Annotated in this window: 11 protein-coding genes; 7 read left to right on the forward strand and 4 right to left on the reverse strand. The window is 68.5% G+C overall.

The annotated features are described in order from the left end of the window. Window positions 1-2: 2 nt before the first annotated feature. The gene (gene pknB / locus EV652_RS00375; protein WP_132206926.1) at window positions 3-1,949 is read left to right on the forward strand and encodes a Stk1 family PASTA domain-containing Ser/Thr kinase; all 1,947 of its coding nucleotides are present in this window, start codon (window positions 3-5) and stop codon (window positions 1,947-1,949) included. 144 nt (window positions 1,950-2,093) lie between these two features. On the opposite strand, the gene EV652_RS00380 is transcribed toward pknB, so the two are convergent. Then, window positions 2,094-2,714 carry a hypothetical protein gene (locus EV652_RS00380; protein ID WP_132206927.1) on the reverse strand — a complete coding sequence of 207 codons (621 nt, stop codon included), beginning with the start codon at window positions 2,712-2,714 and terminating at the stop codon, window positions 2,094-2,096. Between the two features lie 211 nt (window positions 2,715-2,925). Between EV652_RS00380 and EV652_RS00385 the strand changes: the two genes are divergently transcribed. After that, window positions 2,926-3,807, forward strand: coding sequence for a DMT family transporter (locus tag EV652_RS00385; protein ID WP_132206928.1), 882 nt, complete (start codon window positions 2,926-2,928; stop codon window positions 3,805-3,807). A gap of 71 nt (window positions 3,808-3,878) precedes the next feature. After that, complete coding sequence (locus tag EV652_RS00390; protein WP_132206929.1) at window positions 3,879-5,078, forward strand: glycoside hydrolase family 15 protein; 1,200 nt, start codon at window positions 3,879-3,881, stop codon at window positions 5,076-5,078. Here EV652_RS00390 and EV652_RS00395 read toward each other — a convergent pair. Further along, on the reverse strand, window positions 5,075-6,145 hold the full coding sequence (locus tag EV652_RS00395; RefSeq protein WP_132206930.1) for a glycoside hydrolase family 172 protein: 1,071 nt from the start codon (window positions 6,143-6,145) through the stop codon (window positions 5,075-5,077). The two genes, EV652_RS00390 and EV652_RS00395, sit on opposite strands and share 4 nt — an antisense overlap. 142 nt (window positions 6,146-6,287) lie before the next feature. Between EV652_RS00395 and EV652_RS00400 the strand changes: the two genes are divergently transcribed. Genes EV652_RS00400 through EV652_RS00410 form a run of 3 tightly spaced genes read left to right on the forward strand, consistent with a single transcriptional unit; the run spans window position 6,288 to window position 8,536 of the window. Beyond that, window positions 6,288-6,791 carry a SigE family RNA polymerase sigma factor gene (locus tag EV652_RS00400; protein ID WP_132206931.1) on the forward strand — a complete coding sequence of 168 codons (504 nt, stop codon included), beginning with the start codon at window positions 6,288-6,290 and terminating at the stop codon, window positions 6,789-6,791. Next, window positions 6,781-7,995: a hypothetical protein gene (locus EV652_RS00405; protein ID WP_132206932.1), complete on the forward strand. Its 1,215-nt coding sequence runs from the start codon at window positions 6,781-6,783 to the stop codon at window positions 7,993-7,995. The genes EV652_RS00400 and EV652_RS00405 overlap by 11 nt, the downstream gene beginning before the upstream one ends. Before the next feature lie 34 nt (window positions 7,996-8,029). After that, complete coding sequence (locus EV652_RS00410; RefSeq protein WP_132206933.1) at window positions 8,030-8,536, forward strand: SRPBCC family protein; 507 nt, start codon at window positions 8,030-8,032, stop codon at window positions 8,534-8,536. A gap of 144 nt (window positions 8,537-8,680) precedes the next feature. Here EV652_RS00410 and EV652_RS00415 read toward each other — a convergent pair whose 3' ends face one another. Continuing rightward, window positions 8,681-9,208, reverse strand: coding sequence for a hypothetical protein (locus tag EV652_RS00415; RefSeq protein ID WP_132206934.1), 528 nt, complete (start codon window positions 9,206-9,208; stop codon window positions 8,681-8,683). Between the two features lie 234 nt (window positions 9,209-9,442). Here EV652_RS00415 and EV652_RS00420 point away from each other — a divergent pair, with 234 nt between their 5' ends. Next, entirely contained in the window at window positions 9,443-12,598 is a 3,156-nt protein-coding gene (locus EV652_RS00420) for a DPP IV N-terminal domain-containing protein (RefSeq protein WP_132206935.1), read from the forward strand. A gap of 17 nt (window positions 12,599-12,615) precedes the next feature. Here EV652_RS00420 and EV652_RS00425 read toward each other — a convergent pair whose 3' ends face one another. Next, complete coding sequence (locus tag EV652_RS00425) at window positions 12,616-13,737, reverse strand: Gfo/Idh/MocA family protein (RefSeq protein WP_132206936.1); 1,122 nt, start codon at window positions 13,735-13,737, stop codon at window positions 12,616-12,618. Window positions 13,738-13,794 lie beyond the last annotated feature (57 nt).

A 13,794-nucleotide genomic window follows, 5' to 3' on the forward strand; every position in this document is an offset into this window, starting at 1 on the left:
AAGTGACGGACGACGTGGACACGCAGGTCAGCGACCGCCTCGTCGGGCGAGTGCTCGACGGACGGTATCGCGTGGGCGCGCGCGTCGCCAAGGGTGGGATGGCGACTGTCTACAAGGCTCTCGACATGCGGCTGGACCGGGTGATCGCGCTCAAAGTCATGCACGACGGGCTCGGCGACGACGCCCAGTTCGCCCGCCGGTTCGTGGCCGAGGCCCGGGCCGCCGCCCGGCTCTCGCATCCGAACGTGGTCGCCGTCTTCGACCAGGGTGACGACGACGGGACGCTGTTCCTGGCGATGGAGTACGTGCCCGGCCGGACACTGCGGGACGTGATCCGGGAGCAGGCGCCGCTCTCCCCCGCTCGAGCGCTCGACCTGCTGACACCGATCCTGTCCGCCCTCTCCGCGGCACACGACGCGGGCATCGTCCACCGCGACATCAAGCCGGAGAACGTCCTGATCTCCGACAACGGGGCGGTAAAGGTCGCGGACTTCGGTCTGGCCCGGGCGGTCAGTACCACCGGCAACACCGCAACCCAGGGCCTGCTGATGGGCACGGTGTCCTATCTGGCGCCGGAGCTCGTCACTGACGGTAGTGCGGACGCCCGGTCGGACGTGTACTCCTCGGGCATCCTGCTGTACGAGATGCTCACCGGCAACAAGCCCCACTCCGGTGACACCCCGATCCAGGTCGCGTACGCGCACGTGCACGCCGACGTACCGGCGCCGTCGCTGGAGGTGCCGAGCATCCCGCCTTACGTCGATGCACTCGTGCAGCGCGCGACTGCGCGGGAGAGGGACCTGCGGCCGGCTGACGCGCGAGTGCTGAGCCGTCAGGTACGGCGGGTGCGCAGTGCGCTCGAGGAAGGGCTGCCGGACGACCCGGAGCTCACCGGCGACCTCACCATCCCGATCCAGCAGATCCGCCAGGACAGCGGGTACGACGACGGCTACACGCGCGGCGCTCCCGACGACGATGGGCAGGTCCTGCGCCACGACACGATCGTCGTACCCGTGGAGCACGGACGCCCCACGGGAGCACCGAGGGTTCAAGCGCCTCCACAGCGCAAGGGCCGTGGGCTGATCGCACTGATCGCGATCCTGGCAGCGGCGATCGGCGTCGGTACGGCGGCCTGGTACTACGGCATCCACCGCTACACCACCACGCCGAGCCTGGTGAACATGGCTCCGGCGGTGGCTGCGGCCGAGGCCGAGAAGCTGGGGCTGCGGACCACCCTGGCGAACCAGGACTTCTCCGAGGACGTGCCAACGGGTGAGGTGATGGCGACCGACCCTGGCGCCGGAGACCGGATCCGGAAGAACGGTGAGATCGGTCTCACCGTCTCCAAGGGACCGGAGCGGTACCGCGTGCCACAGCTCGCCGGACTGGAGTTCGAGGCGGCAAAGCGGGCGCTGGACCCGGTCAAGCTCATCACCGGGCAGGTCAACGAGCAGTACAACGAGACGGTGCCGAGCGGGCGGGTGATCGCATTCAGCCCGAAGTTCGACACGGTCGTGAAGCCGGGCAGTGCGGTCAACTTCGCGGTCAGCAAGGGGAAGAAGCCGATCACGGTCCCGGACCAGACCGGGAAGTCGTACCGGGACGCGAACAAGGCCCTGCGCAAACTCGGCTTCGTGGTCGGACGCACCGACCAGTACGACGAGAAGGTCGCCGAGGGCAAGGTGATCAGCCAGACTCCCAACAGCGGCACGCTGTTCGCCAAGGACAAGGTCCAGCTGGTGGTCTCGAAGGGCCCGCCGCTGGTGGAGGTCCCGAACGTGAAGCGCAAGAACCTCGCCGACGCGCAGAAGATCCTCACCGAGGCCGGTTTCACCGTGAAGGTGGAGAAGGCACCGTTCAACCTCGGCCTGAACATCGTCGCGGCGCAGAATCCGGGCGCCGGGAAGAAGGTCAAACCCGGCAGCGAGGTCGTCATCACCGTGCTCTGACACGTTGTGGCGCCTGCCGGATGCCCGCGCTGCAACGCGGCGCTCGTGTGGGCAGATGGACTGCCGATCCGATGGGTCTGCCCTGCCGGCCATGAATGACGAAGCCCCCGAGCCATAGCAGTGACTCGGGGGCCTTTGTCGTGATCAGAAGGTGGCCTCGACGGTCACCTTGTCGTACTTCTTGGTGAAGGTGCCGTCCGGGATGCAGTTCATCGCCTCGACCTGGCCGGGCTCCAGATCCCCGGTGTTGCACATGACGTTGGCGAGCACCTCGTCGCCCTTCAGGAACTTGATGTGCACGAACATCGTGCTGCTCTTGTCGTCGGTGTTCTTCGCCTTCCCGACGATCGTCATCGAGTCGTACGAGTCCTTGGTCTTCCACCCCGCCTGGACCGTGTGCGACCCGAGCTTGAAGGCGACACCGACCTTGATCGCGCACGGCTTCGTGCGGTCGTCCTGGTCCTCGCAGGCCACACCCGAGGTGGCCGGCGGCGCGACTGGCTCGACAGGCACGACGACCTTCGGTGTCGTCGGCCTGGCCACGGGCTTCGAGCTCGGCGCAGCCTTCGGTGCGGCGGTCGTCGGCGTGGTCTCGGCCTGAGCCCCGGTGTCCTCGGGCGTCGTTCCGCCCCCTAGCGAACCGAGTATCCCGATGAGCACGAGCCCACCGAAGATCGAGCCGACGATGATCAGCGCCGTCTTCGTGGTGTTCTTCTTCGGCGGCTGCATTTGGACATGCGGCGGCTGCGGATACTGCTGAGACATGTGATTCCCCCGTTGATGATGGGCCACCCCCGGCCCAGGCGGCCATCATGTCCCACTTGTTACTCTCCGTCCAGGCTCAGGCACGACGGCGGTCCAGTCCGAGGATGCGAGCCGGGCGCCGGGAAGAAGGTCAAACCCGGGAGCGAGGGCGTCATCACCGTGCTCTGACACGTTTTGGCGCCTGCCGAAGCCGTCTGGTTAGCTGTGCCGCGTGAATCACCCGCGTCTTGCCGTTCTGGCCCTACTCGCGGTCGCAGCGGCCTGGGGATCCACGTTCTTCCTGACCAAGGATCTGCTCACCAGGATGGACGTCGCCGACTACCTGGCGTTGCGCTTCCTGATCGCCTCGCTCGCGCTGATCCTGGTCCACCCGCCGGCGATCGGCCGGCTGAGCCGCCTCGACCGCGGCCGGGCCGTTGCCCTCGGCATCACCTACGGCATCGCCCAGCTGGTCCAGACCGAGGGCCTGCGGCACACCTCAGCGAGCGTGTCCGGTTTCGTCACCGGCATGTACGTCGTCTTCACCCCGCTGCTGGCCGCGGTCATCCTGCGGCACAAGATCGGCCGGTGGGCCTGGGTCGCCGTGATTCTGGCCACTGTCGGCCTCGGCGTGCTGTCCCTGCGGGGCCTGAGCATGGGGACCGGCGAACTGCTCACGCTCGCCTCGGCCGGTCTGTACGCGTTGCACATCATCGGTCTCGGCGCCTGGTCCACCCCGCAGAACGCCTTCGGACTCTCGGCGCTGCAGATGGTCGTGATCACCTGCGTCTGCGGGATCGGCGCGCTCCCCGGCGGCTTCGCCGTCCCGAGTTCGGGCGGCGACTGGGTCAGCGTCTTCTACATGGCGCTCGTCGCCGGTGCGCTGGCGCTGATCGTCCAGACCTGGGCGCAGGCGCACCTCGCCCCGACCCGCGCGGCGATCGCGATGACGATGGAGCCGGTGTTCGCGTCCTCGTTCGCGGTCATGTTCGGTTCGGAGAGCGTGACATGGCGGATGCTGGTGGGTGGAGCCTTGGTGTTGTCCGCCATGTTCTTGGTGGAGCTCGCACCACGGCGCAAGTTCGAGGCCGAGGTGCAACATCTGGCCCAGTAGATCGGCCCAGTAGATCGGCCCATAGATCGGCGCAGTAGATCGGCCAGTGGATCGGCGCGGTAGGAGGATCGATGCGGGACGGCAGTGGACGGCGGGACCGGTGGTTCCCGGCCGTCGTCATCGTCGTCCTGCTGGCGTTCCTGGCCGCGGGAACGGCGAACAACCTCGCCCGCAACCCCCAACCACAGCTGGTCGCCGAGGGCATCCCGGGCCGAAAGATGCCAGCAGCAACCTTCGACGGCCCGTACGGCGACCTGATCCGGCACGCGATCGCCGACCTCGACGCCCTCACGCTTCCCAACGGCGCCACACTGGCCGGCTGGGACGGCCCGTGGCGGTTCGTCTGGCCGCGGGATGCGTCGTTCGTCGCGGCGGCGTACTGCTCGATCGGCCAGGATGCCGCCGCCGGCCGGGTGCTGGATTTCCTCAACGGCATCAGGCCTTCGACCGGCCGTTGGGAGGCCCGGTACGCCGACAGCGGCGAGGCGATCCGGGACGGCCGTGAACCCCAGCTGGACGGCTCCGGATGGGTGCTCTGGGCAACGTGGTTCTGCCGGACGGGCAGCAGGTACTGGGATCTGGTCCGCGAATCCGCCGACCAGATCGTGGCCGAGCTCGGTCCGGATGGTCTGCCCGCGCCGTCACCGGACTACTGGGAACGCCCGGAGTCCGAGCTGACTCTCGGCACCGTCGCCCCGCTGCTCACCGGGCTCCGCGCCGCGGTCGGTATCGCCGATGATCTGGGGCATCCGGACGAGGCCGCGCGCTGGAACGAGGCTTTGGACAAGTTGACCAAGGCAACGGACCGGCATTTCGGGCCGGACTATCCGCGGACCGCTGCGCGAGCGGTCAGCCACCTGGAACCTGGGCTCGACCCGATCGGACTGGGTGGCGGCGCCGATGCGATCGTCACCGTCCTCGGTCCACCCTTCGCGCCGGCCCGGGACGTCGTCACCACGGCCATCGACCGCGCTCGCGGCGTACTCACGCAGCCGAACGGCGGAGTCACCCCGGGTGAGGACTGGCGGACCGACGGCGTCTCGTGGACACCGCAGACTGCGATGTTCGCGTTGAGCGCTGCCGCCCGCGGCGATCGCGCGACCGCCGGTGAACTGCTGACCTGGCTGGACCACTACCGCACCAGCAGCGGAGCCCTGCCGGAAAAGGTCAATCGCGATCTGCGGCCGGCCGGCGAGGCTCCCCTGGGCTGGACCTCAGCCCTGGTCGTCCTCGCCGCCGGCGCTCTCGAGAAGCCCTTACCGATCCCCTAGCAGATCTCCATCGCGTCGTGCGTCGGCACATCCGGCCTCGTCGTACTGGTCTTGGTCGAGTAGAAGTACGCGGTCGACGCGATGTCGTCCTGCAGCGGGAGGTACCGGCCGCCGGACCGCCAGCCGAGAGCCTGGACGTCGACGCGGAGCTTCTCCCGGAACCGGATCGGGTCGGGCAGGTGGAAGCGGTACATACCGAACCGCTGCTGGCTCGCGTACTGCCCGTCCGGCCGGATCACCTGCGGCATCCCGAGGTACGGCGTACTGAACTCGGTGTAACCGCCGAGGTGGGGCACGTCGAAGTTCCACGCACCGCCGAAATAGTCCTCGGTCCCGGTGCCACAGATGGTCGGGAACTCCTCGTCGCTGTCGACGTAGAACTTCACCTCGCCCTCACCCCACCAGCCGCTGCTGTTCACACCCCACGCGACGTACGTGCCGACGAAGTGGCCAGGCCCCTGGACGCCATCCAGCAGCGTGTGCACGGTCTTGGACGGTAACGGGTTGCTCCGTCGCCACTGCGCGTGCAGGTACGCCGACCCCTCGGGTACGGCGCCCAGCCAGTAGTCGACCTGGAAGTACACGACCACCGGCTCGTCGTGGGTGTTCTCCAGCGTCAGCGTGGCCTGCGACTGGAACGGCATCTCCCAGTAGCTGTTGAAACCGCCGTTCGGGTTCACCGCCACCGGCAGCGAGTTGACCTGGGCGAACTTGCCCCAGCCGGAGCAGAAGAAGTCGCCAACCGGCGTCTCGATCGCGGGCGCCTCGTCGCCGTCCCAGTGGCCACGCAGGATCAGCCGCCGCCAGTTGTCGACGTGCGTGGTGAGCCAGATGTGCGTGATGCAGCCTGACCCGGCGATATCCGCCAGGGTCGCGGTCTCCCCCGGGCCGATCTCGATCGACGGCGACACCTTCCAGCCCTGGCCGAGGTCCCGGGCCGCCTTCGCCCCGGTCCCCTCGGTCCGACGCCCGCCCTGACCAGGCTCACCGGTGGGGTTCTCCGCACTGATGGAGCGCGTCTCGACATCGACGATCGCGCTGATTCCGGACAGCTTCCCAAGAGTCATACCCGCGACCCTAGGCCGCGACCGGGTCGATGAGAAATCGATTGCCCAGCAACTGGACTCAGCAGATCGCGCCTGAGCGTCGTCTGTAGTGGTGTAGGCCGACTGAAGTCCTGTGGGCCGACCGAACGAACCGGGAGGGGACGTGACGTTCGACGAGTGGACCCGCTCGGGTCTGCCGCAGCTGCTCCGGTTCGCCACGGCGCTGTGCGGATCCGGGCACCTGGCCGACGACGTCGTTCAGGACGTCGCGATCAAGGCGCACCGGAACTGGGACCGGATCAGTGCGGTCGGCAGCCCGGACGCGTACCTGCGGCGGATGGTCGTGAACGAGTACCTCTCCTGGCGACGCAAATGGTCCCGCTACGTGCCGCGAGCCGAGATCATGCCGGCCGAGCACACCGCCGACCCCGCCGATCAGGCCGCTGACCGGGACGAACTGATCACCGAACTGGCCAAGCTCCCCCGGCGCCAGCGAGCCGTCCTGGTGCTGCGGTACTACGGCGGCCAGACCGACAACGAGATCGCCGAGACCCTCGGCTGCTCACCCGGCACCGTCCGCGCCCACGCATCCCGCGCCCTCGCCACCCTGCGAATCGAGCTCAAAGACCCTTCCCCGACCTCGGAAGTGAACCACCATGCGTACTGAGGAAGACCTCCGCGCCGCCTTCGACCACCTCGGCCGCACGGCTCCGGCGCCCGACGACCTGCTCGCGAAACTCGACACCCTGCGGCCGGTACGACGCCGTCGTCGTACGCCGCTCGTGGTCGCCACAGCGGTGGCCACCGCAACGGCCGCGATCGCCGGACCGCTCGTCGTGAACCACCTGAACGACCGAGCGAACACGACCGGTCAGGAGCGGCGGAACCTCGCCTGGACGCCATGGGTCGACCTGCCGGTACCGAAGGGGATGAAGCTGAATCCGCGCGTGTACACGGCGAATCGCCAGGACTACGAACTGATCGGGTTCACCGGCAAGCCCTGGATCACCGCATGCCTGCTCACCGTCCATCGCAACGGCGACTTCGACCCGGCGAAGATCCCGGCAGGCAGTCCTCGCGTCGACCTCAACGGCCGGCCGGGCCGCGTCGTCCACTCGACGCCGAGCCGGCCATTCAACCCGGCACCTCGCGGGTACCTCGGAGTCATCCAGGGCAACCCGCTGCAGACGATTGCCTGGCAACCGGGCGACGGCCTGTGGGCGCTGCTGACCTGCAGTTCGCAGCGCGAACTCGGCACCCTGAAAGCGCCGCAGCTCGACGCTCCCTACCAGGCGAACGTGCCGCTGGCGGTGACCATCGCGAAGTCGGTCTCACCGGGGACACGGACCCTCGGATCGCCGGTCAAGGTCGGCCACCTCCCCGAAGGTCTGCGACCCGATCGCGTCACCTATCGCAGCCCGACGGGTGAGGCCGAGGGCTTCGGGCAGAACTTCGTCATCGACCTCAGCGACGGGAATCCGGCGACCGGCTTCCGGCCGCGCGACCTCGATGCCTCCGCCAAGGACGACCGTCCCTACGAGCCCCGGCCCGGGGACGACCTGCGGATCAGGTTCACCACCGACAAGTTCTGGAACCAGATGTCGCGGTTCCCCCAGCCCCGGCCCGACCTGACCATCAACGGCATGAAGGCCTGGTACGTCGCCGACCTGGTCTTCGGTGAGCCGATCGGCAAGCCGAAACCGGCCAAGACCGCGATCAGGATGGAAGGCGACGGGGTCGCCGTCGTCATCCAGGGCCTCAGCGCCACGCCGGACCTCGACGAGCTCCGGAAGGTCGCCGAGACGCTGCGACTGGCCGGGAACCCGCACGACCCGAACACCTGGTTCGACGCCGCGGTGGCGATTCCCTAGACGGTGTATATGCCGATTGGGTTATATTGCCGGTATGGACAGTCGGCGCGGGAGTGTGTTCGGAACCGAGGACGGGCGGGTGGCGATCCGGTTCGTGCGGCTGGTGCCGCATCCGCCGGAGCAGGTGTGGCGGGCGATCACGGATCCGGCCCAGCTGGCGGAGTGGTTCCCGGCGGTGGTCGAGCTGGACCGGCCGGCCGGGAGCGAGCTGTTCTTCGGGGTGACCGAGCAGCAGCGGCAGCGGTTCGGGATGGCCGACGACCCGGCGGGCACCCCGAACGGCCGGATGCTGCGGAACGAGCCGCCGTCGGTGCTCGAGTACGAGTGGGCCGGCGAGATCCTGACCTGGAAGATCACCGGTACGGCGGGGGGCAGCCGGCTCGTGTTCACCAACGTGCTGACCGATCCGGAAGCCGGTGCGCCTGCGGCCGCTGGCTGGGAGGCCGGGCTCGAGGTCGTCGAGGCCCAACTCGACGGCAAGCCCGTCACTTGGAACCCTCTCGACCGCGCCGAGGAGCTCGCCGCCCTCTACACCGGCTGACCGGCGCTCCGCCGTACTCGCAGCAGCTGGGCAGTGGGCACGGCCTGGTCGGGATGCGACTTTGTGCACCGCTCGAGCATTCTCCGGCGGGTTACGTGCTCGAGCCGTGCACAAAGTCGTGGTCTGGCACGCGTCGGTGGGCGATCAGCAGGCGCGGACCTTGGCTTCGAAGCCGTTGGTGAAAGAGACGCAGGCCCAGGGGCGGCCCTGGGCCGGCTTGGCCCGGACGATCAGCGGGAAGTCGTCGCCGCCGCGGATCTCGGACTTCGGTCCGGTCGGCAGCGAGCCGACGGCGCCGCCACGGGCCTCGGTGGCTTCCCGGACATCCTGGACGGTGACGGCGCTGCGTACGTCCTTCGTGGCGGCGTTGCTGGCATCGGTCGCAACGGCCAGGGCGAAGTCGATCTCCGGCGGAGTGGACCAGGTGGTCTGGGTGACCGGGAAGACGAACCCGAACATGAGCAGGCCGATCGCTGTGACAATCTGACGCAGGCGACGGGTCTGGTCGGTGACGAGCAGGGCGGCACAGCAGAGCGCGAGGATCAGGGTGATGCCGCGCAGGATCCAGTGCCGGTCGAGCCGGCTGTCCACCGCCAAGCCCGCGGCGAGGGCGATGACGATGCAGACGACGGCGGCGGCGAGCGCCCGGATCCGGGGAGACACGGATTGCATGGCGCAGACGATAGACGTACGTCGGGGCGAGTGCGGGCGCCGGGCGCAGGAGCCGAATGTCGGGGCGGGTGCGGGGCGCCGAAGGTCGGGGCGGGTGCGGGTACCGGGCGCAGGAGCCGTTCGTCGCAGCGCAGGGGCCGCTCAGCGCTCGACGCGCCGGTCAGGATCCTGCGACCACGACGGTGCTGGCAGATTCGGACAGGTCCCACCCGCCCCCGAGGGATTGGACCGACCGTGGACCACACCGACATCGAAACGCCTGGTTCGTGGAGCATCTCGAGGCGTCGCGCTCTCCAACTCAGTGGCGGGGTCGCCGCAGCCGGAGCACTGCAGGCCGGCGCGACCTCGGCCACCGCCGCCACAACCCAGGCAGCCGCCACGACGACGTCGTCGACGAACCAGGCCGTCCTGACCGAGGGCACCAACGTCATGGTCGCCGTCTCGCCCGACGGGAAGTGGCTCGCCTTCGATCTGGTCACCGCGATCTGGGTGACACCGGCCGCCGGTGGCGTGTCCCGGCGGCTGACCGACGACCTGCAGGACGCGACCCGGCCGCGCTGGTCGCCGGACGGCCGGACGCTGGTCTTTCAGTCGTACCGTGACGGCAACTTCCACCTCTGGTCGATCGAGGCCGACGGCACAGGTCTCCGCCAGTTGACCACCGGCCGCTACGACCATCGCGAGCCGCACTTCACCCCCGACAGCCGGTACGTCGTCTTCTCCTCAGACCGCGGCGACAACGGCAGCTACGGCATCCACCGACTCGAGCTCAGCACCGGCGCGATCGTCGCCGTGACCAACGACGCAGCCGAAGAGGCCGAACCGACCGTCTCCGCCGACGGCACCAAGCTCGCCTTCACTGTCGACGCCGCGTCGATCGTCGAGGTCAACCTCACGACCGGCGAACGCACAACGGTCGTGCCCGCGCAGACCGGCAGCACCGTCTACGGTCCTGCCTACTCCCCAGCCGGGCAACTTGCCTATGTGCGGCTCGGCGGTCCGGTCTGCGATCTGGTTGTCGACAATCAGAAAGTCACCAGTGGCAAGGATGTGTTCGCCGTACCACCGTCTTGGGCGTCGGCGAGCGAGCTCTTCTACACCGCCGACGGGCACGTCGTCCGTCATCAGGTCGGCGGCGCGCACACCGTCGTACCGTTCGCCGCGACTGTGCCGGTGACGTCGAAGCGGCCGCGGCCGAAGGTGCCGGACCTCGAGTCGACCGCCCGACGGCCGGTGCACGGAATTGCCAGCCCGACCGTGTCCCCGGACGGACGGTGGGTCGCGTTCCGGGCCCTGAACGCGTTGTGGCTGGCGGCAACAAGTGGCCGCGGGCAACCACGACAGCTGGTTGCCGACGGCTACTTCAACTCCGATCCGGACTTCTCGCCGGACGGGACGAAGCTGCTCTACGCAAGCGATCGGGACGGGACCGCGGATCTCTGGCTGCACGACCTGAAGACCGGGGTCGACAGCAAGCTCTCCTCGTTGCCCGGGGCACAGACCGCGCCACGCTTCTCCCCGGACGGGAAGCAGGTCGCGTACCAGGACCAGGACGGCATCGCCTGGGTGCTCGACCTCACCTCCGGTCAGGTCCGCCAGCTGACACCGACCCTGTTCCAGCCCGGCCGGGTCAGCTGGTCGCGGGACGGGAAGACGCTCGTGCTCGCCGCGGTCAAGCCGTTCTCCAAGCGGTTCCGGGAGGGCACCAGCCAATTGCTGTACGTCGACGTCGCCACCGCAGCGCTGGAGTACGTCGAGCCGATGCCGTTCCGATCACTCGCCACCCGAGGTGACGACGGGCCGATCTTCTCCCCCGACGGCAACTGGCTCGCCTTCGTCGTCGAGAGTCTTCTGTACGTCGCCCCGGTCGATCAACGCGGCCGCTTCACCAGTGAGCCTCGGGCCGTGACGAGCGAGGTGACCGACTCACCGGTCTGGCAGGACAGCAAGACCCTGCTCTACCTCAACAACGGCCGGCTGCGCCGAACGACAGTCAGTGGTTCCCGTCCGCAGACGGTCAAACTCGACCTGCACTGGCGCCGCGCGACCGTGAACCAGCACGTCACGATCCACGCCGGCGCATTGTGGGACGGCCGCGCGACCACGCTGCGCCGCGACGTGGACGTCGTACTGGATGGGTCGCGGATCGCCGCCGTACGGCCGCATCAGGGACGGGCGGACATCGACGCGTCGGCGCTGACCGTGATGCCTGGGTTGATCGATGCGCACAACCATTGGCATCTGCGTGGCCGGGCCTGGGGTGCGCGGCAGGGCAATCTGTGGTTGTCGTACGGGATCACCACCACGCGGTCGCCGGGCGATCCGGTGTACCAGATGCAGGAGACGCGGGAGGCGCTCGCGCACGGGTCGCTCCTCGGGCCGCGGTACTTCGCGACCGGCGAGGCGATCGACGGTTCGCGGGTCTACTACAACTTCATGCGGCCGACACTCTCGTTGCGCCAACTGGGTCTGGAGATCGACCGGGTCGAGGGGCTCGCGTACGACCTCGTGAAGACGTATGTGAGGTTGCCGATCGAGTACCAGCGGCGCGCGATCGCCGCCGTACATCGTCTTGGGCTGCAGTTGTCGTCGCACTACCTCTACCCGGCCGAGCACCTCGGCATGGACGGGATGGAGCACACCGGCGCGACGAACCGGCTCGGGTACTCGCACACGGTCAGCCGGCTCGGACGGGCGTACGCCGATGTGATCACGCTGTTCACCAAGGCCGGACTGTCCGTCACGCCGACCCTGTTCAACTCGACGATGGCGCATGTCGACGATCCGTCGCTGCTCACCGACCGGCGGACGACGACGCTCTTCCCGTCCTGGGAGTACGCCGCCTTGCAGACCGAGGTGAATACGGCAGCGGGACCGGCGGGCGTGACGACGCGGGAGTTGCTCCGCGGCAACGTCGACATGGTGCTGCGGATCCACCGCGGTGGCGGCTTCGTCATCTCCGGCACGGACACCCCGTTGGACAACATCGCGATCTCCCTGCACGCCAACCTGCGATCGATGGTGGCCGGCGGCTTCACACCGTACGAGGCACTCACGACGGCGACCCGGAACCCGGCGCGTTGGCTCAACCTCGAGGACAAGCTTGGCGTCATCAAGCCCGGCGCGCAGGCTGACCTGTCCTTCGTCACCGGCGATCCACTCGCCGACATCCGGGCGGCCGCCGCGGTCGACCGGTTGATGGTCGCGGGCAAGCTGCACACGGTCGACGACCTCCTCACGCCGTACGCCGGTACTGCGCTGACGGCGGCAGCCCTGACACCACCGGCCGACGCGCCGAGGCCACTCAGTCGCGAGCAGGCGCACTCACACGACAGCACGTACTGGTGGCACGAGCCGGAGTGGCTGCACCGGGTGTGCTGCGAGGGTTGATGACCCCTTGAGAACTGTCAGAAGGTGGTCGTGAGGTCCTGCGTCCGACCGGTCTCGGAGGCTCGGTACGCGGACTCGATGATGTCGATCACGTGGCGCGCGTGTTCGGCGGTGACGATCGAGGGCTTGCCTTCGCGGACCCAGTCGACCAACTGCATGACGTCCTCGTACACGTGCTGTTCCTCGATCTCGCGGTGCACGCCGGTCACGTGCGGAAGCAGTGCCTGGTTGCCTGGCCCACGAGGCGAGAGTTCGGCGGGGTTGCGGTTGGGGAAGTCGAACGGCTCGCCGTTGAGCAGCAGCCCGTCGATCGTCCCCGCCGTTCCGTAGTAGGCACCGCCGAAGCCGCCCCGCATCCCCCCTGCGGCGGTTCCGGTCGCGACGCAGAACAGGTTGTCGCCGAAGTCGATCAGCACGATGGTGTTGTCGTCGGCGTCCGTCTGGACCTCGACGCCTCCGCTTGTGCGCACGGGAACTCGTACGCCGGACATCGCCGTCACTCGCTTGGCCGGACCGAGGATCCCAGTCACGGCGTGCAGCGCGTACACCGTCATGTCGTACATCGGTCCGCCCCCGGGCTTGCGGAAGTACCACGACGGATCGATGTTCGTCAGTACGTCGCTGCCGCCGCGAACAGACTCGTCCTCGTGATAGGTGCCGAACGCCGCGCCACAGCTCACCCAGGAGAGCGTGCCGATGGCGCCCTCGGCGATGAGCTCGCGGGTCCGGACGTGATGCGGGCGCAGCATCTCCCCCGGCGAGGCGACCATCCGCAGGTCGTTGGCGGCTGCGAGGTCGATGAGTTCGGTCGCCTCGGCGACCGTGATCGTCATGGTCTTGTTGAAGTGCACGTGCTTACCGGCCTGCAAGGCAAGCTTGCCCTGCTCGTAGTGCAACCCGATCGGAGAAGCGATCGTGACGGCATCGACATCGCCACGCGCCAACAGGTCCTCGTACTCCGTGAATCCCTGCTCGACCCCGAACTTCTCGGCCGCCGCGTCCGCCCGCCCCGGCACCGGATCACACACCGCAGCAAGCTTCACTTGCCCCGCAAGATCCGCCTGCCCCAAATGCGGAAGGAGCCCTCGCACCGAAATGCTCCCCGCCCCAACAACACCCATCCGCACCGTATCCGCCATACAACCGATCCTCCCACGTCGCGCCACGCCCAACTCCCCCGTCGCCGCGCTACGCCC

It is taken from the genome of Kribbella steppae (genome assembly GCF_004342025.1).
Classification (GTDB): Bacteria; Actinomycetota; Actinomycetes; order Propionibacteriales; family Kribbellaceae; genus Kribbella; species Kribbella steppae.